Here is a 17539-nt window from a genome sequence, read left to right as displayed (position 1 = left end):
TTCGGTGGTGTGAGGGCAGATCGGGCCGGGACCTAGTTGGCGGTGCCGCCGGCCTGCTGCGCCCGGGAGACGACGTGGTCGACGAAGCCGTATTCGAGCGCCTGCTGCGCCGTGAACCAGCGGTCGCGGTCGGAGTCCTTGGTGATCTGCTCCACCGACTGGCCCGTGTGCTCCGCGATGAGCTCGGCCATCTCGCGCTTGGTGTGTGCGAACTGCTCCGCCATGATCGCGATGTCGCTCGCCGTACCACCGATGCCTGCGGACGGCTGGTGCATCATGATCCGCGCGTGCGGGAGTGCGTAACGCTTGCCCTTGGTACCGGCGGAGAGCAGGAACTGACCCATCGAGGCGGCGAGACCCATCGCGAAGGTCGCGACATCGCACTCGACGAACTTCATCGTGTCGTAGATCGCCATACCGGCGGTGACCGAACCGCCCGGTGAGTTGATGTACAGGGAGATGTCGCGGGTGGGGTCCTCGGCCGACAGCAGAAGGATCTGCGCGCACAGCTTGTTCGCGATGTCGTCGTCGACCTGGGTGCCCAGGAAGATGATGCGCTCGCGGAGCAGGCGTTCGTACACCGAGTCGCTGAGGTTCAGCCCAGCAGTGGCCGAGGTCATCGCGGGACCGATGGATGTCGCCGGATTCTGAGGAGTCACGGGTACCTGCCTTCTCGTCGATCGTGGGTTGCTGACACTGACACTAACGAAACGGGGCGGCACCGGATGCCCGGTGCCGCCCCTCTTCGCTGAAAGCGGAAATTCGTGGCCCCTGGGGTTTCGAATCTCCGCGGGTCGCCCGACTACTCGGAGGCCGAGTCCTCGGTGGTCTCCGCCTCGGCGTTCTCGCCCTCGGCGTCATCGTCCTTCTTGGTGCCGAACAGCTCGGCGGTGTCGACGGTCGCACCCGTGGTGTCGGTCACGTTGGCGCGATCGACGACGGTGCCGAGCGCCTTGCCGCGGCGGACGTCGGCGAAGACGGCACCGAGCTGGTTGGCCTGGCTGATCTGCTGGATGAACTGCTCCGGCGGGATGCCGTAGCGCTGCGCCTGGAAGAAGATGCGCTCGGTCAGCTCCTGCTGCTCGACCGTGGTGTTCTCCGCCTCGGCGATCGCGTCGAGGAGCAGCTGGGTCTTCACCGAACGCTCGGCGGACTCGCGTGCTTCCTTGTCGAACTCCTCGCGGCTCGAACCCTGGGCCTCGAGCAGCTCGTTCAGCTTGGTCTCGTCGTGATCGAGCTCGTGGATCGCGTCGTGCAGCGCGCTGTCGACCTCGGCCTGGACGGCAGCCTCGGGAACCGGGATGTCGACGGTCTCGAGGAGAACCTCGAGGACCTTGTCGCGGATCTGGCCGGCCTGCTCGACCTGCTTGACGCGCTGGACGCGCTCGCGGAGGTCGGCCTCGAGCTCGCCGATGGTGTCGAACTCGCTCGCGAGCTGCGCGAACTCGTCGTCGGCCTCGGGCAGCTCGCGCTGCTTGACGGTGTTGACCTTGACGGTGACGACGGCTTCCTTACCGGCGTACTCGCCGGCGACCAGCGTGGAGGTGAACTCCTTCGACTCGCCGGCGGACAGGCCGATGATCGCCTCGTCGAGTCCGTCGATGAGCTGGCCGGAGCCGACCTCGTGCGACAGGCCCTCGGTGGCGGCCTCGGGAACTTCGTTGCCGTCGACCGTCGCGGACAGGTCGATGGAGACGAAGTCGCCGTCCTGCACCGGACGCTCGACACCCGTCAGGGTGCCGAAGCGCTGACGCAGCGACAGAAGCTGCTCGGCGATGTCCTCGTCGGTGATCTCGACGGGATCGACGGTGACGGCGATCTCGGAGAAATCGGGGAGGGTGATCTCGGGACGCACGTCGACCTCGGCGGTGAACGCCAACTCGACGTTGTCCTCGAGCTTGGTGACGTCGATCTCGGGCTGGCTGATGACCTTGACGTCGTTCGCGGTCACGGCTTCGCTGTAGCGGCTCTGGATGGCCTCGTTGATGACCTGGTCCAGGACGGCTCCGCGGCCGACGCGGGCCTCGAGGATCTTGCGAGGTGCCTTACCGGGGCGGAAGCCCGGGATGCGGACCTGGCCGGCGAGGGCCTTGAAAGCGCGGTCGAAATCAGGCTGGAGCTCCTCGAAGGGCACCTCAACATTGATACGGACTCGCGTCGGGCTCAGCTGCTCGACGGTGCTCTTCACGGACATGCTCCTTCTGTCGTGCTCTCTTGTCGGTCGTTCGTGTCACTACTGAGCGCGCTGACGCTGTTCGATCTGGTCGGGATGACAGGATTCGAACCTGCGACCCTCCGCTCCCAAAGCGGATGCGCTACCAAGCTGCGCCACATCCCGGTCGTGAAGGCACCGCATCCGACCGCGGGACCCATCGCAGAATCCTACGGCCCCCCGATTATGAAATCCAAAGCGAGGTCCGGTACAGTCTCATCTCGCAAGCCGCAGCACCGGTCGACACCGGCGCTGCAGGCGCAACGGGGATGTAGCTCAATGGTAGAGCCCCAGTCTTCCAAACTGGCTACGCGGGTTCGATTCCCGTCATCCCCTCCACGGAGGAAGCCCGCCGGGTGCACACAGCACCGGCGGGCTTCGTCGTTCCGGACCGTCCCGTCCGGCCCAGCTCATCCGCATTCCGACGACCGCACGAACCACCGCGTCGTGATTCCTCGTCGCGTCCCTCCAGCGGACGCGACCGCGAACGGGTGGGGCGTCGTCGGATGACACCGTAGGGGATGTGGAGGGACCGGCCCCGCCCCACCTCCGGTCGGTCCCTCTCCACCATCGAATGCCGTTCTCCGGTGTGAAATCCGAGTATCGTCGTCTCACCCCCGTAGGTCAGCGGTCGGTCGAGAAGGCGCCGGCGTCAACGACGGCGCCGGCTGTACCGACGGCGCCTCGCTATGCAGGGAGGCAACGATGCCTCGGCGCCACAGACCGACTCCGGACATGCCCCCGACCCCCGCTCCGACCGTCGGCGTCGAGGAGGAGTTCTTCCTCGTCGACCCGACCTCCGAACGGCTGACCGCGAGCAACGACCTCGTCGTGGCCGCAGCCGCCCGGCTCGGACTCGACATGGACTACGAGCTCAAACGCATCCAGGTCGAGGTGAACACACCGGTCTGCCGCAGCTCGGCCGAGTTGCGCGCGCGTGTCGTCGAGGGCCGGACCGTCGCAGCCGCGGCCGCGCGGGAGGCGCACGCGGGTCTGCTCGCGTCGGGTGTGTCGCCCACGCTCCAGAAGCTCGCGTCCGTGACGGATGTGCCGCGCTACCGGACGATGGCCGAGCGGTACGGACGTCTCGCCGAGGAGCAGGAGGTCTGCGGCTGCCACGTCCACGTCGGTGTCGCGGACCGCGAAACCGCCGTCCTGGTGTGCAATCACGTCCGGGTATGGTTGCCCACCCTGCTGGCCGCGACGGCCAACTCGCCCATCCATCGGGGCCGCGACACCGGGTACGCCAGTTGGCGGGCGATCATGGCCTCCCGGTGGCCGTGCGCGGGTCCTCCCCCGCGGTTCACGTCGGCGGATCACTACGACGCGATCGTCGCCATGATGATCGAGAGCGGCAACATCCTCGATCCGGGCATGGTCTATTGGGACGTGCGTCCCTCGGCGCATCTGCCCACCGTCGAGATCCGGGTGAGCGACGTGCCGGCGACCGTCGACGAGACTGTTCTCCTGGCGATGCTCGTCCGCGCGCTCGTCGCCACCGCCGAACGAGAGGTCCGGGCGGGCATCACTGCTCCTCCGGTCGCCGACGAGGTCGTCCACGCCGCGTACCTGTGCGCTGCTCGCGAGGGGCCGACCGGACGTGCCGTCGACGTGTTCACCGGGCGGCCCACCACCGCGCAGCAGTCCTTCCGCGCCTTCCTCCGGTACATCGGCCCCCGACTCGAGGAGGCCGGCGACCGCCGGTGCGCGGTGGCGATGTGGGAGGCGATCCTCGCCCGCGGCACCGGGGCGATGCTGCAGCGACGCGCGTTCGCCCGCCGTCACGCCGTCGCCGACGTCGTCGACGCGCTCCACCGGGCGTTCGTCGCCGGACCGCAGACCCCTCCACTGTCCGGCGGAGCCCATCCCGCCCCGGACGTCCCCGCGCTCTGATCCCGCGACCTGCCGTTTGGAGCGCCTTCCCTCGGGTATTCGCGACCACACGAGCCAGGACGAGGGAGCACGTATGCGCGCGATGGTCTATCGCGGCCCCTATCGGGTCCGCGTCGAAGAGAAGGACATTCCCCGGATCGAGCACCCCAACGACGCCATCGTGCGCGTCGAGTTGGCGGCGATCTGCGGTTCCGACCTGCACCTCTACCACGGGATGATGCCCGACACCCGCGTCGGTACGACCTTCGGTCACGAGTTCGTCGGGGTGGTCCACGAGGTCGGGCCGTCGGTGCAGAGCCTGAAACCCGGCGACCGGGTCATGGTCCCGTTCAACGTCTTCTGCGGGTCGTGCTTCTTCTGCGCGCGCGGCCTGTACTCCAACTGCCACAACGTCAACCCCAACGCCACCGCGGTCGGCGGCATCTACGGCTACTCGCACACCTGCGGCGGCTACGACGGCGGCCAGGCCGAGTTCGTGCGGGTGCCGTTCGCCGACGTCGGCCCAACGATCGTGCCCGACTGGATGGACGGCGAGGACGCCCTGATGCTCACCGACGCCCTCGCGACCGGCTACTTCGGTGCACAGCTGGGTGACATCGTCGAGGGCGACACGGTCGTGGTCTTCGGCGCCGGACCGGTGGGCCTGTACGCGGCGAAGTCCGCCTGGTTCATGGGTGCCGGCCGGGTCATCGTGATCGACCACCTCGAGTACCGGCTGGAGAAGGCCCGGACCTTCGCTCACGCCGAGACCTACAACTTCGCGGAGTACGACGACATCATCGTCCACCTGAAGAAGATCACCGGTCATCTCGGAGCGGACGTCGCCATCGATGCGGTCGGGGCGGAGGCCGACGGCAACTTCCTGCAGCACGTCACGGCCGCGAAACTGAAGATGCAAGGTGGCTCGCCGGTCGCGCTGAACTGGGCCATCGACGGTGTCCGCAAGGGCGGCACCGTCTCGGTGGTGGGCGCCTACGGCCCGATCTTCAGTGCCGTGAAGTTCGGTGACGCACTCAACAAGGGGCTGACCTTGCGGATGAACCAGTGCCCCGTCAAACGTCAGTGGCCCCGTCTGTTCGAGCACGTCCGCAACGGCTATCTGAAGCCGAACGACATCGTCACGCACCGTGTCCCGCTCGGACACATCCCCGAGGCCTACCACATGTTCTCGTCGAAGCTCGACAGGTGCATCAAGCCGATCATCGTCGCCGACGGGAGTTGAGGAGGATCCGCCATGGCCTACACCGCAGACAAGCCCGAACCCCCGGAGACCCCCGACCAACTGCGCGCCCGCATCCCCGGATGGGGAGTCGACCTGGATCCTCGCGATCGGCCCTCGGTGCCGAAGGAACGCTTCGCACCTGAGACGACCGGCGCGCACTGGGACTTCCCCGAACGCCAGCCCGGGTACGAGACCCGCGAACGCTCGATCGAGCATGCCTTCGTCACCCCGGTCTTCGGCATCACGGCGCCGCTGAAGGGACTGTCCGGCGTCGTGCGCAGGCACGCCTACCGCCGCTACAGCGAAGGCCGCGCCGCGCACTGGTTGCTCCTGATCGGCGCCGACCGCATCGACGTCGCCGAGAGCCGGGTCCGGGCCCTGATGCAGGGCCGTCCCGACAATCCCGTGACCGAGAGCGGGATCCGGTCGGAGATCACCGCGCACGGCGGGGCGTCGAGGCGGCGGAGTTCGCGTGCCGACGTCAACCACCAGTGGCTCGATCCGTTCGTCTCCGGCGCACCGTGGATCGCCGCAGCGGGTCTGGGCGCAGCGGTGGTGGTACGCCGGAAAGGGCGCTCACGGAGGTGAGAACCGGCACTTGGGGAGATCCCGAATCCAGCAACGACGTGTCACCTTTTCGACTCGATAGTGCAAAGCGAGAGTCAAGCAGGGGTGTGCGTCGTTCACGATATGAGACCGTCCCTCTTGTGAAGGACACCTCCGACGACCTCCCTCGGGCCCTCTCTCCCGGCTCCTCCGTCGTCGCCGCGGTCCTTCTCGATGCCACCCCCGACTGGGATCGGGTCGCCGCCGTGCTCGCGCCCGGCAACCACGAGTCGCCCAGTTTCCGGCACCGGGTGGTGGAACTGCCGTTCGGGCTCGATCCGCCGCGCCGCGCCGGGCATCCCGACTCGGATCCGCCGTGGCATCTCGAGCGGGTCGCCCTGCCCGCCCCGGCGACTTTCGAGGAGGTACTCGCCTACGCCCGCACGGCCCCCGACCCCTCGGGTCTCCGGCACCCGCGCTGGGAACTGACCTTGCTCGACGGCCTCGGCGGTGGCCAGTCGGCGCTGGTGATCCGGCTCCGGCATCTCGGCTCGGCACCCTCACCCGGTCAGTCCGAGTCCATGTTGTCGTGGGCGAGATCGGTGTCCGAACAGGGCGTCGAGTCGTTCCGCACCGCGGCGCACATGTTCACCTCGCTGGGCACCGGATTGATCAACGCCCTGCTCGGACGCACCGGCGACCACGAGGAGCCCGCACCCCGCGCGCCGCGACTGCACGTACTCGACGCGGATCTCGCCGCCCTGCGTCACGCCTGCGAACGCGCGGGCTGCCGCGTGTCGAGCGGGTTCTCCACTGCGATGCTCCTCGCGTGCAGCGAGTACCGGCGGCGGCACGGCCGCTCGATCGACGATCTGCGTGTCGTCGTCCCCGGGCCGGACGGCGGGGCGGTGCCTATGGCACCCGAGGACGAGGCGGACATCCACGCGATGGACACGGTCGATCTCATGCGACGCATCGACATCTCGTTCCCGTCCTCCGCCGGAGCACACTCCGACATCGCCGTCGGTCCGCGGGACGTGGTGGTGTCCACGCTCCCCGGTTCCCACGCGCCGCTCTACGTCGGCGGCGCGAAGATCGAGCGGTACTACGGCTTCGGTGCGGCCGACGGCGCGATGATGACCGCGTCGGCGATGTCCTATCGCGACACCTGCTGCATGGGCCTGGCGGTGGACCCCACGGTCGTCCCCAACCGCGATTCGTTCGATTCGTGCCTGCAGGAAGGGATGCGCGCGGTCCTCGGGGAGTGACTCCCCGCGTCGGTACGCTGGAGGACAGGACCCTCCCCCACCGGAAGGATCGGCCCGTGGAACTTCTGCTCATCCTCGCCGCCGTCGGTGCCGTGGTGTACTTCGTCTCCCGCTCCCAGAAGAGCACCACCCGTCACCGCACCGTCACCCTCGACAACGCCAAGGCCGACGCACGGCAGGCGATCGAGCGTCTCGGCGGCCAAATCTACAACCTGACCGGCACCGACGACGCCTCGCGTCAGGCGCTGGCGGACGCCTCCGAGCGCTTCACCGCCGCAGGCTCCCAGATCGAGCAGGCGAACTCGCCGATGCAGGCGCGTCTCGCGAAACAGACCGCGCTCGAAGGTCTGTACTACATCCGAGCTGCGCGCCTGGCGATGGGCATGGACCCGGGGCCGGAGATCCCAACGCTCGACGGACAGAAGTCCGCCGGCGAGGTCACCGAGAAGCGCACCGTCGACTTCGAGGGCCGCACCATCGCCGCGTCGCCGTCACCGTCCTCCGCGACGCCGAACTACTACCCCGGCGGCCGCGTCGCGGGCCGGCCTGTCCCTGCGGGCTGGTATTCGGAGCCGTGGTGGAAGCCCGCCCTGGTCGCGGGCGCGTGGGGCGTCGGCTCGATGCTGCTCTTCTCGACGATGTTCGCCGGGATGGCCGGTGTCCCCTACGACGCGCAGGCATTCGAATCCGGTGTCGGTGATCCGTCGGCGGAGACAGGTGCCGGCGACGACTTCGGCGGTGGTGACGAGTACGGCGGGGGCGACGAGTACGGAGGCGGTGACGACTTCGGTGGCGGCGACTTCGGTGGCGGAGACGGCGGCGGATTCGATTTCGGGGGCTTCGATTTCTGAGTCGGATCTGCTGAGTCGGGTCAGCTGAGTCGGGTCAGCTGAGTCGGGTCAGCTCGGCTGACAGACCGGGCACCAGAACAGGTTCCGCGCCTGCATGACCGAGTGCAGAACGGGAGTCCCGCAGATCCGGCAGGGTTCGCCGGCACGGCGGTAGACGTACGTCCGGGGCCTGTTCTTGGCGTAGGCCGGTGCGCCGTGGTCGTGTTCGGGTCGCACGACGTGCATGCGCCCGTGCTCCACACCGACGTTCATCAGTTCGACGAGGTCGGCCCAGATCGCGTCGAACTCTCTGCGGGACAGCTTGTTTCCCGGACGTTCCGGGTGGATGCCGTGACGGAAGAGCACTTCTGCGCGGTAGACGTTGCCGACGCCGGCGATGACGGCCTGGTTCATGAGCAACGCGCCGATCGCGGTGCGTGATCTGCCGATACGGTGCCATGCCCGCTCGGGATCGGCGTCGGGTCGCAGCGGGTCTGGACCGAGCCGGGCCTCGATCGCCTCGACCTCGCCGGGGGTGAGCACCTCGCACGCCGCCGGACCACGCAGGTCGCTGCCGTGGCGCGCGCCGATCATCCGCATCCGCACCTGTCCGACCGGTTCGCCGAGCGGCAACTCGCGGTCGGTGAACTCACCGTAGATACCGAGGTGCACGTGGACGGCGAGACCGCCCTCGTAGTGGTGGAAGAGATGCTTGCCCCACGCGTCCGCGTGGGTCAGGACGCGCCCGTCCACGGCGGCGGCACCGTCGGCGAACCGCCCCTGCGGACTGGACACCCGCACCGGCGCACCCGAGTACCACTCGTGGTGCAGCCGGGCAAGCCGGTGCAGGATGTGTCCTTCGGGCACGGATCAGGCAGGTGCGCCGGGAACTGCCGGAGCCTCGCCGGTCTTCTCGTACTCGGCGAGGATGTCGATACGGCGCTGGTGACGCTCCTCGTTCGACCACTCGGTCGACAGGAAGGCGTCGACGATCGCGAGGGTCTCCTCGAGGCTGTGCATGCGGCCACCGATGCCGATGAGCTGCGCGTTGTTGTGCTCGCGCGCAAGCTTGGCGGTGTCGACGCTCCAGGCGAGGGCGCAGCGCGCACCTCGCACCTTGTTGGCGGCGATCTGCTCGCCGTTACCGCTGCCACCGAGCACGATACCGAGGCTGCCCTCGTCGGCGACGGTGCGCCGAGCAGCCTCGATGCAGAAGGCCGGGTAGTCGTCGAGGGCGTCGTACTCGAACGCACCACAGTCGATCGGCTCATGGCCGTTCTTCTTCAGGTGCTCGATGATCTCATTCTTCCGTTCGAAGCCCGCGTGGTCGGCTCCCAGGTAAACGCGCATGGGCCGAGTCTAACGAGACTCGTCCGCTCGCCCGCACGCGCCGTTCGCCGTGCGAGGGGCGGGTCGGAGCACACCCCGCCGGGGGCGGGTCAGAGGGCACCACGCCGGGGGCGGGTCAGAGGGCACCACGCCGGGGGCGGGTCGGAGGGCACCGTAGCGCGGCGGGTGGGTGCCGCTGGCAGTCCGGAGGCCGCGAGCCGTGATGCATCACGGTAGTCCGCGCCCGACCCGAAGCCGAGAATCGAATTCGGAGTGAGCACAAGTCTGTACGGCGGAGCGTTGCGACCTTCGGTCCCGAGCGTGGCGAACCCCGCCCCGGCAGGTCAGCGGCGCATCGCCCAGACCTTCGGGCCGCCGTCCGGCAGCTCCACGACACCGGTAACGACGAATCCGAGACGTTCGTAGAGCGCGACGTTCGCCTCCGAGGAGGTCTCCAGACAGGCCGCGACCCCCTGCCGCTCGGCCGCGCGAAGTCCTGGTTCGAGGACGGCCCGTCCCAGGCCGCGCCCCTGCGAGGCGGGATCGACGCCCACCGTGGCCAGGAACCACCCTGGCTCGCTCGGTTGCAGTTCCGCGGTGGCCTGCTCGGCCAGTTCGGCGGCGCGGGCACGATCACCCCGCAGCTCCGTCACCCGATCGGAGACGGACGTGAACGCCTCCTCGAGTCCGGTGGAGCCGGGCGTCGTCCAGACGGCCACGGCGTCGACGTCGTCGGAGACCCATACCTCGCCGCAGCGCATGCCGATCTCGGCGAGGAAGAGCCCTTGGAGGTCGCGGACCCGGGTCTCGTGGTCCCGGCCGTCGACGGTGTAGCGGGTGAACGGATAGTCGCGGAACGCTCGTCCGAGCGTTGCCGTCGCCTTCTCGACATCGTGCACCGTCGCCGGCCGGACCACATGATCGTTCGACACGCCGTTGCACTCTACCGAGCGCCACGGCGGTGCCCGGTCAGGAGAAGTCGGGCTCCTCGTCGCGGCTGCGCTTGAGCTCGAAGAAGTGCGGGTAGGACGCGAGGGCAACCACACCGTCCCATACCTTGCCGGCCTCTTCCCCGCGCGGGATCTTCGACAGGACGGGCCCGAAGAAGGCGATGCCGTTGACATGGATCGTCGGGGTACCGACGTCCTGGCCCACCTTGTCCATGCCGGCGTGATGGCTCGTGCGCAGAGCCTCGTCGTAGGCGTCGCTGTCGGCGGCCTCGGCCAGCGAGGCGTCGAGGTCGAGTTCGGCGAGCGACGCGGCGATCACGTCCGCGAAGTCCTTGTTGCCCTCGTTGTGGATGCGGGTGCCCATCGCCGTGTACAGCGGGGAGAGGATGTCGTCGCCGTACTTCTGCGCCGCAGCGATCGCGACGCGCACCGGGCCCCAGGCTTTCGTCATCAGCTCGGCGTACTCCTCCGGCAGGTCGCGCCCCTCGTTCAGCACGGCCAGGCTCATGACGTGGAAACGCGCCTCGATGTCGCGCACCTTCGTGACCTCGAGGATCCAGCGCGAGGTGATCCAGCACCACGGGCACAACGGATCGAACCAGAAGTCGGCGATGTCCTTGCCGGTCGAGGACGCGGCGGTCAGGTCGCTCAAGAGATCTCCTCACAAGAGTTCGTACGGGCCGGACAACTACAAGCATGTTCAACACGGCCCCGTCGACGATTCTTCCTGAACCGGGCCGTAGTGCGGGCGGTAGCCGTAACGTCGGAGCCGGGAAGCAGGTCCGGCACGCATCACAGCGGAGGCACCACGATGTCGGGTGAGGAAACGTTTCTGATCGTCGGCGCGGGTCTGGCCGGCGCCAAGCTGGCAGAGGAACTGCGCGCCCGCGACTTTCCCGGGCGCATCCTGCTCATCGGCGCGGAGGAGCACCTGCCCTACGAGCGACCGCCGTTGTCGAAGGACTACTTCGCCGGACGCAAGCAACTCGCCGACTTCACGGTGCACGACGGCGACTGGTACCGCGACCACCGCGTCGAACTGCTGCTCGGCACGAAGGTCACCGCGATCGATCCGGCCGCCCACACGGTGACGCTGCCCGACGGGTCGACGCTCCACTACGACAAGCTCGCGCTCGCCACGGGCTCGACGCCCCGCACGGTCCCGATTCCCGGAGCCGACGCCGAACGCGTGTACGTCATGCGCACCATCGAGGACTCCGATGCGCTGCTCACCGCGATCCAGGGCGAGACCGACCACGCGGGATGGCTGGCCGTCATCGGCGCGGGATGGATCGGCATGGAGATCGCCGCGAACGCCCGCGACCGGGGCGCGGGCGTGGTGGTCGCGGAGACCGCGAAGCAACCCCTGTCCGGTGCCCTCGGCGAGGAGATGGGTGCGGTGTTCGCCGACCTGCACCGCGCGCACGGTGTCGATCTGCGGACGAACACCTCGGTGCGCGAGATCGTCGCCTACGACGGTCGCGCGAGCGGCATCCGGTTCGGCGACGACAGTGTGGTGCCCGCCGACGCCGTGCTCGTCGCGGTCGGGGCGCGCCCGAACATCGAGCTGGCCCGCGACGCCGGACTCGCGGTGGACGACGGCGTGCTCGTCGACGCGTCGCTGCGGACGAGCGACCCGGACATCGTCGCCGTCGGCGACATCGCGTCGGCGGAGCATCCGCTGCTCGGCACCCGTGTGCGCGTCGAACACTGGGCGAACGCTCTGAACCAGCCGGCCGTCGCGGCCGCGACGATGCTCGGACGTGAGGCGACCTACGACCGGCTCCCTTATTTCTTCACCGACCAGTACGACCTTGGCATGGAGTATGTCGGGCTCGCGCCCCGCGACGCGCGGGTGGTCACCCGCGGCGACGTGCCGGGACGGCAGTTCCTCGCGTTCTGGCTCGACGACGAGCAGCGGGTCCGGGCGGGGATGAACGTCAACATCTGGGATGCCGGGGACGACCTCCGCGCACTCATCGCCTCCGGGCGGCCCGTCGACGTCGGCCGGCTGACGGACACCACGGTGCCGTTGTCCGACGTCGCTCCGTGAGGGTTCGCCGATCATGATGGGATGGACGCCGACCGACATTCCGTCGTGAGAAGGAGTTCTCCCGTGGCACCACCGAATCTGACCCGCGAGCAGGCCGCCGAACGGGCCGCGATCCTGTCCGTCGACAACTACAGCATCGAACTGGATCTCACCGACGGTGCCGGCGCGCCGGGCACCACGACCTTCCGATCGGTGACCACCGTGCGATTCGACGCGACCGAGGGAGCCTCGACGTTCATCGACCTCATCGCGAAGACCGTGCATTCGGCGACCCTCAACGGCGACCCCGTCGACGTGTCCGGATACTCCGAGGAGACCGGCATCACCCTTACCGGGCTCGCCGCTCACAACGAACTCGTCGTCGACGCCGACTGCCTGTACACGAACACCGGCGAGGGCCTGCACCGGTTCGTCGACCCCACAGACGACGCGGTGTACCTGTACTCGCAGTTCGAAACGGCCGACGCCAAGCGGATGTTCGCGTGCTTCGACCAGCCCGATCTCAAGGCCACCTTCGACCTGCAGGTCACCGCGCCGCAGGACTGGGCCGTGATCTCCAACGCCGACACCGTACAGACGGCGGCCGCGCAGCCGGGTCTGCACATCTTCCGCACCACCCCGCGGATGAGCACCTATCTCGTCGCGCTCATCGCCGGTCCGTATGCCGTGTGGTCCGACGAGTACACCGACGAGCACGGCACCATCCCGCTGCGCATCTTCTGCCGAGCGTCGCTCGCGGAGTACATGGACGCCGACCGGCTGTTCACCGAGACCAAACAGGGCTTCGGCTTCTACCACGCCAACTTCGGGATCCCCTACGCCTTCGGCAAGTACGACCAGCTGTTCGTGCCCGAGTTCAACGCCGGGGCGATGGAGAACGCCGGAGCGGTGACCTTCCTGGAGGACTACGTCTTCCGGTCCAAGGTCACCCGCTACTCCTACGAGCGCCGCGCCGAGACCGTCCTGCACGAGATGGCGCACATGTGGTTCGGCGACCTCGTCACCATGCGCTGGTGGGACGACCTGTGGCTCAACGAGTCGTTCGCGACGTTCGCGTCGGTGCTGTGCCAGGCCTCGGCCACCGAGTACACCAACGCGTGGACGACCTTCGCGAACGTCGAGAAGTCGTGGGCCTACCGGCAGGACCAGCTGCCGTCGACGCACCCGATCGCCGCCGACATCCCCGACCTCGCCGCGGTCGAGGTCAACTTCGACGGCATCACCTACGCCAAGGGCGCGTCGGTGCTCAAGCAGCTCGTCGCCTATGTGGGGCAGGAGCCCTTCCTCGCCGGTCTGCGCGAGTACTTCCGCGACCACGCCTACGGCAACGCCACCTTCGACGACCTGCTCGCCGCGCTGGAGAAGGCCTCCGGCCGCGACCTGTCGGACTGGGGTGCCCAGTGGCTCAAGACCACCGGCCTGAACATCCTGCGACCGGACTTCGAGGTCGACGACCAGGGACACTTCACGCGTTTCGCGGTGGTGCAGGAAGGTGCCCAGCCCGGCGCCGGTGAGTTCCGCGTGCACCGCCTCGCGATCGGTGTGTACGACGACGACGGCTCCGGCAAGCTCGTCCGCACGCACCGCGTGGAGATCGACGTGGACGCCGCCGAGCGCACCGAGGTCCCCGATCTGGTGGGCGTGCCGCGCAGCGCGTTCGTCCTCGTCAACGACGACGACCTGACGTACTGCTCGGTGCGGCTCGACGAGGAGTCGCTCGCGACCGTCATCGACCGGGTCGGCGACATCGCCGAGTCGCTGCCGCGCACCCTGGTGTGGTCGGCGGCGTGGGAGATGACCCGTCAGGCCGAGATGAAGGCGCGCGATTTCGTCGCCCTCGTGCAGCGCGGTATCGCCGCCGAGACCGAGGTCGGTGTCGTCCAGCGTCTGCTCATGCAGGCGCACACCGCGCTGGAGAGCTACGCCGACCCGTCCTGGGCCGCGGAGCAGGGCCGGGCGGACTTCGCCAACCGTCTGCTCGAGCTCGCCCGCGAGTCCGTCGCCGGCTCCGACCATCAGCTCGCGTTCGTCAACGCGCTGACCACCGCGTACCTGTCTCCCTGGCACACCGAGGTGCTCGAGGAGCTGCTGGGCGCTGATCCGGCGACGGTCGGCCTGCCCGGGCTGACGGTCGACACCGATCTGCGCTGGCGGATCGTCCAGGCGCTCGCCGCGGCGGGTGAGGTCGACGCCGAGGGCGTGGAGTCGCCGTTCATCGACGCGGAGGCCGAACGCGACCCGACGGCCGCGGGTGCCCGCCAGGCGGCGGCCGCCCGCGCGGCCCGTCCGCAGGAGACCGTCAAGGAGCAGGTGTGGCAGACCGTCGTGCACGACGACAGCGTCCCGAACATCACGGCGCGCGCCGTGATCGGCGGTTTCGCCCCGGCCGGTCAGGGCGAATTGCTCGAGCCGTACGTCGCGCGGTACTTCGCGGAGGTGCCGGGAGTGTGGGAGCGTCGTTCGAGCGAGGTCGCGCAGACCGTCGTGATCGGGCTCTACCCGTCGTGGTCGATCAGTGAGCAGTCGGTGGCTGCGGCAGACGAGTTCCTCGCCGGCGACCATCCGCCGGCGCTGCGCCGGCTCGTCGTCGAGGGTCGTGCCGGGGTCGTGCGCTCGTTGAAGGCACGCGCGTTCGACGCGTCCTGACGCGCCGACCTCACCGAACGACCGTGGGCGGTGCCCACATGAGACGCCCACATGAGACGACTGTGGCCCGCCGCCTCTCCTTCGCGGAGTGGCAGCGGGCCACAGATGGTCGTGGGCTCCGGACTAGGGAGCGACCATGGCGTTCGCGATGACGCGGACCGCACTGGTGATGCCGTCGAGCAGATTCCCCTGGCCGAAGGACGACACGGCCGCGGTCACGCCGAGCTGCAGCACCCGGTCGGTGGCGCGGTCGGCGGCGGTGCGACCCGAGCGGATCTCGATGCTCCGCTGGTTCGGGAAGACGGCGACGAGGACCGAGTTGTCGGCGTCCGGCGTCGTCGGCAGCAGGGCGTCGGTCGCCGCGGCCGGATTCTCGTCGTCACCGATGTAGACGGTGAACCGCACATTGGTGATCCGCGTCGCGTGCGTGAGCGTGTCGTCGAGGGTGATGAGGTCGCGGTCCTTGAAGGGCGCACCCGTGAAGGCCTGACCGAGACCGCGCACGGCGGAGATGCGTCCGCTCGCGGTGAGTGCCGCACCGTGCGGCAGGTTCTCCGGCGCGACGACCGGACGCTGGATCACGTCACCACTTGCCACTTGCGGTACCTCCGATCAGCTCCGCCGAGGTCAGAGCGGCATGACCGTGACCATGATGCGGGTATTTCCAGGGATGGGTCGATTCGTCGGTCGCGGTCCACAGGAGCGGTCCGTGCTCCCATTTCCGGTCGAGCGTGTACGGGTCGTCCGACGGCGTGGAGCCCGGGTACTTGCTCAGGACGAAGGACAGCCCACCGAAGACCAAGACGATCAGCAGCGGGATGCCGACGAAGATCAGGGTTGTCTCGAGAATGCTCACAGCCAAACGTTAGCCCAGCCGGGCCCGAAAGGCCTCATACGCCCCGGAGAACGGCCCGATCAGGCCGCGCCCTCCCCAGATAGGGCAGCCAGGTGGGGTGCAACTCGGGCAGGGTGGCGAGCAGGCGCCAGTGCCGGCCCTTGGGCGGATTCGGCACCACACGCAGGGTCCATCCGAGTTCGGTGAGCAGCTTGTCGGCCTTGCGGTGGTTGCACGGCGCGCAGCATGCGACGCAGTTCTCCCAGGTGTGCTCGCCGCCTCGGCTGCGCGGCACGACGTGGTCGATCGTCTCGGCCTTGCCCCCGCAGTAGGCGCACCGGTTCAGGTCGCGGTGCATGAGCGCGGCCCGGGTGAGCGGCACCCGCGCGTGATACGGAACGCGCACATAGTTGCGCAGACGGATCACCGATGGCAGCTGCACGGACCATTCTGCCGACCGCACCAGCGGGGCGAGCGGATCGTCGTGCACGGTATCGGCCTTGCCCCCGGCCATCAGGACCACGGCCCTGCGAGCGGGCAGGGCCGTGAGTGGCTCGTAGGTGGCGTTGAGCAGCAACACTCGACGTTTCAACCAGTCGGGTACCGTCGCGGTGCTGTCGTGCACCACGCGCAGTGTGGTAGCCCCCGGCACCCCTGCAGGGGCGTCCGCGGGCGGGAGTTGTCGATGCGAGCTGCTGCTGTGCTTCATACGACCTCCGAAAAGACTGGGAACAGTGGACCACGGATGCTCCCGAATCGCACCCCAAATCAGCGGACCGGTCCAGGTCGGGCCGGTGAACATCCGGTGACGGTCCCGCCCGGCACGGCTCGTCGGGCGGTGTGCGGTCGGGAGCGGGCACAATGGACGGTCGAGAGGGACGGTGAACGAATACAGATGAGTGACGAGCAGACCTTCTACGAGGCGGTCGGTGGCGCCGAGACGTTCCGCCGGCTCACTGCACGGTTCTACGAGGAGATCGCACGGGACGAGATCGTCCGGCCCCTGTATCCCGAGGAGGATCTCGGTCCGGCCGAACGACGCATGCGGATGTTCCTCGAGCAGTACTGGGGCGGCCCGCGCACCTACTCCGAGGAGCGGGGCCACCCGCGGCTGCGCATGCGTCATCATCCCTTCCGGATCGGGCCGCTCGAGCGCGACGCCTGGTTGCGCTGCATGCACACCGCGATCGCGTCGATCGACGAGAAGACGCTCGACGACGAGCACCGCCGGCAGCTCGTCGACTACATGAACATGGCGGCCGACTCGATGATGAATTCCCCCATCTGACCGAGGTCGGCGCAGCTCAGCGGCCCAGAATCCGGCGCAGGCGGTCCTCCACCTTCTGGGTGAACCGCGCCGCCGGCGACAGGTGACGACGCAGGACGGCGTGCTTGCGCACGTATTCGGGGACCTCCCACAGAGCGGTGGTCCCGGCTCGGAAGAGCGCCGCGTCCCCGGCACGCAAGGTGCGCGGCTCGGAGTCTGCGGACGAGACGATGACCGAGCCCTCCACGATGTGAACAATCTCGTCGACGCCGAAATGCCAGTCGAAGCGACCGGCCGTGCAGTCCCACACGTGTGTGGTGGTGGTGCGGTCGGCGCTGGTCGCCCACTGACCGCTGCGCGCCACGGGCGCGCCCTCGCGGATCCACGCAGGGTCGATCGGGTCGTCGCGCAGCTCCACGTCGTCCAACCGGACCGCGACGATCGATGTCGTATTCATGCCGTTCGTCCTATCATGCGGGCAGGCCCGG

The 17539-nt window shown here is 68.7% G+C and carries 18 protein-coding genes and 2 tRNA genes; 9 read left to right on the top strand and 11 right to left on the bottom strand.

The genetic code is table 11. The features are described 5' to 3' along the window. Window positions 1-32 precede the first annotated feature (32 nt). From RBB84_RS04795 to RBB84_RS04785, 3 genes are all read right to left on the bottom strand, one after another. On the bottom strand, window positions 33-620 hold the full coding sequence (locus RBB84_RS04795; RefSeq protein ID WP_006551141.1) for an ATP-dependent Clp protease proteolytic subunit: 588 nt from the start codon (window positions 618-620) through the stop codon (window positions 33-35). A 182-nt stretch (window positions 621-802) separates the two neighbouring features. After that, window positions 803-2188 carry a trigger factor gene (gene tig / locus RBB84_RS04790; protein WP_346772272.1) on the bottom strand — a complete coding sequence of 462 codons (1386 nt, stop codon included), beginning with the start codon at window positions 2186-2188 and terminating at the stop codon, window positions 803-805. 73 nt (window positions 2189-2261) lie between these two features. Continuing rightward, window positions 2262-2338 (bottom strand) — tRNA-Pro (locus RBB84_RS04785). 139 nt (window positions 2339-2477) lie between these two features. Between RBB84_RS04785 and RBB84_RS04780 the strand changes: the two genes are divergently transcribed. The 6 genes from RBB84_RS04780 to RBB84_RS04755 all read left to right on the top strand — a co-directional run bounded on the left by RBB84_RS04780 (window position 2478) and on the right by RBB84_RS04755 (window position 7992). Further along, window positions 2478-2551, top strand: a tRNA-Gly gene (locus RBB84_RS04780). A gap of 396 nt (window positions 2552-2947) precedes the next feature. Next, window positions 2948-4105, top strand: coding sequence for a glutamate--cysteine ligase (locus RBB84_RS04775; protein WP_064256390.1), 1158 nt, complete (start codon window positions 2948-2950; stop codon window positions 4103-4105). 73 nt (window positions 4106-4178) lie between these two features. After that, complete coding sequence (locus RBB84_RS04770) at window positions 4179-5327, top strand: zinc-dependent alcohol dehydrogenase (RefSeq protein WP_064256391.1); 1149 nt, start codon at window positions 4179-4181, stop codon at window positions 5325-5327. Between the two features lie 12 nt (window positions 5328-5339). Further along, a complete protein-coding gene (locus RBB84_RS04765) occupies window positions 5340-5915 on the top strand; it encodes a hypothetical protein (RefSeq protein WP_064256392.1) in 576 nt (191 codons plus the stop codon). A 119-nt stretch (window positions 5916-6034) separates the two neighbouring features. Next, window positions 6035-7141 (top strand): wax ester/triacylglycerol synthase domain-containing protein, encoded by a 1107-nt coding sequence (locus RBB84_RS04760; RefSeq protein WP_006551136.1) that lies wholly within the window; start codon window positions 6035-6037, stop codon window positions 7139-7141. 56 nt (window positions 7142-7197) lie between these two features. Beyond that, complete coding sequence (locus RBB84_RS04755; RefSeq protein ID WP_064256393.1) at window positions 7198-7992, top strand: hypothetical protein; 795 nt, start codon at window positions 7198-7200, stop codon at window positions 7990-7992. 48 nt (window positions 7993-8040) lie between these two features. On the opposite strand, the gene RBB84_RS04750 is transcribed toward RBB84_RS04755, so the two are convergent. The 4 genes from RBB84_RS04750 to RBB84_RS04735 form a co-directional block, all read right to left on the bottom strand. Beyond that, window positions 8041-8838 carry a DNA-formamidopyrimidine glycosylase family protein gene (locus RBB84_RS04750; RefSeq protein WP_064256394.1) on the bottom strand — a complete coding sequence of 266 codons (798 nt, stop codon included), beginning with the start codon at window positions 8836-8838 and terminating at the stop codon, window positions 8041-8043. A gap of 3 nt (window positions 8839-8841) precedes the next feature. Continuing rightward, a complete protein-coding gene (locus RBB84_RS04745; RefSeq protein WP_006551133.1) occupies window positions 8842-9321 on the bottom strand; it encodes a ribose-5-phosphate isomerase in 480 nt (159 codons plus the stop codon). Window positions 9322-9644: 323 nt separating this feature from the next. After that, window positions 9645-10232 carry a GNAT family N-acetyltransferase gene (locus tag RBB84_RS04740; RefSeq protein WP_024100565.1) on the bottom strand — a complete coding sequence of 196 codons (588 nt, stop codon included), beginning with the start codon at window positions 10230-10232 and terminating at the stop codon, window positions 9645-9647. A 37-nt stretch (window positions 10233-10269) separates the two neighbouring features. Next, a complete protein-coding gene (locus tag RBB84_RS04735) occupies window positions 10270-10893 on the bottom strand; it encodes a DsbA family protein (protein ID WP_024100564.1) in 624 nt (207 codons plus the stop codon). Between the two features lie 168 nt (window positions 10894-11061). Here RBB84_RS04735 and RBB84_RS04730 point away from each other — a divergent pair, with 168 nt between their 5' ends. After that, the gene (locus tag RBB84_RS04730) at window positions 11062-12303 is read left to right on the top strand and encodes an FAD-dependent oxidoreductase (RefSeq protein ID WP_024100563.1); all 1242 of its coding nucleotides are present in this window, start codon (window positions 11062-11064) and stop codon (window positions 12301-12303) included. Window positions 12304-12366: 63 nt separating this feature from the next. Continuing rightward, window positions 12367-14949, top strand: a complete 2583-nt coding sequence (gene pepN, locus RBB84_RS04725; protein WP_064256395.1) for an aminopeptidase N — start codon at window positions 12367-12369, stop codon at window positions 14947-14949. A 123-nt stretch (window positions 14950-15072) separates the two neighbouring features. Here pepN and RBB84_RS04720 read toward each other — a convergent pair whose 3' ends face one another. The 3 genes from RBB84_RS04720 to RBB84_RS04710 are packed head-to-tail and all read right to left on the bottom strand — an operon-like array spanning window position 15073 to window position 16493. Further along, window positions 15073-15546, bottom strand: a complete 474-nt coding sequence (locus tag RBB84_RS04720; protein ID WP_006551128.1) for a DUF5130 domain-containing protein — start codon at window positions 15544-15546, stop codon at window positions 15073-15075. Next, window positions 15533-15805, bottom strand: a complete 273-nt coding sequence (locus RBB84_RS04715; protein WP_006551127.1) for a membrane protein — start codon at window positions 15803-15805, stop codon at window positions 15533-15535. The genes RBB84_RS04720 and RBB84_RS04715 overlap by 14 nt, the downstream gene beginning before the upstream one ends. 34 nt (window positions 15806-15839) lie before the next feature. After that, complete coding sequence (locus tag RBB84_RS04710; protein ID WP_082921034.1) at window positions 15840-16493, bottom strand: HNH endonuclease; 654 nt, start codon at window positions 16491-16493, stop codon at window positions 15840-15842. Window positions 16494-16679: 186 nt separating this feature from the next. Here RBB84_RS04710 and RBB84_RS04705 point away from each other — a divergent pair, with 186 nt between their 5' ends. After that, on the top strand, window positions 16680-17072 hold the full coding sequence (locus RBB84_RS04705; RefSeq protein ID WP_006551125.1) for a globin: 393 nt from the start codon (window positions 16680-16682) through the stop codon (window positions 17070-17072). 16 nt (window positions 17073-17088) lie between these two features. Here the strand turns inward: RBB84_RS04705 and RBB84_RS04700 are convergent, their stop codons facing one another. After that, a complete protein-coding gene (locus tag RBB84_RS04700; RefSeq protein WP_006551124.1) occupies window positions 17089-17508 on the bottom strand; it encodes a cupin domain-containing protein in 420 nt (139 codons plus the stop codon). Window positions 17509-17539 lie beyond the last annotated feature (31 nt).

Origin of the sequence: Rhodococcus sp. D-6, assembly GCF_040256695.1 — a bacterium.
GTDB classification, from domain to species: Bacteria; Actinomycetota; Actinomycetes; order Mycobacteriales; family Mycobacteriaceae; genus Rhodococcus; species Rhodococcus pyridinivorans.
This window is presented reverse-complemented; position numbering and strand designations above follow the sequence as displayed.

Bases quoted from the DNA above. Each gene is read 5' to 3' on its own strand.
- RBB84_RS04795 (WP_006551141.1), bottom strand. From the start codon at position 620: ATGACCTCGGCCACTGCTGGGCTGAACCTCAGCGACTCGGTGTACGAA.
- RBB84_RS04775 (WP_064256390.1), top strand. From the start codon at position 2,948: ATGCCCCCGACCCCCGCTCCGACCGTCGGCGTCGAGGAGGAGTTCTTC.
- RBB84_RS04770 (WP_064256391.1), top strand. From the start codon at position 4,179: ATGCGCGCGATGGTCTATCGCGGCCCCTATCGGGTCCGCGTCGAAGAG.
- RBB84_RS04765 (WP_064256392.1), top strand. From the start codon at position 5,340: ATGGCCTACACCGCAGACAAGCCCGAACCCCCGGAGACCCCCGACCAA.
- RBB84_RS04745 (WP_006551133.1), bottom strand. From the start codon at position 9,321: ATGCGCGTTTACCTGGGAGCCGACCACGCGGGCTTCGAACGGAAGAAT.
- RBB84_RS04730 (WP_024100563.1), top strand. From the start codon at position 11,062: ATGTCGGGTGAGGAAACGTTTCTGATCGTCGGCGCGGGTCTGGCCGGC.
- RBB84_RS04710 (WP_082921034.1), bottom strand. From the start codon at position 16,493: ATGAAGCACAGCAGCAGCTCGCATCGACAACTCCCGCCCGCGGACGCC.
- RBB84_RS04705 (WP_006551125.1), top strand. From the start codon at position 16,680: ATGAGTGACGAGCAGACCTTCTACGAGGCGGTCGGTGGCGCCGAGACG.
- RBB84_RS04700 (WP_006551124.1), bottom strand. From the start codon at position 17,508: ATGAATACGACATCGATCGTCGCGGTCCGGTTGGACGACGTGGAGCTG.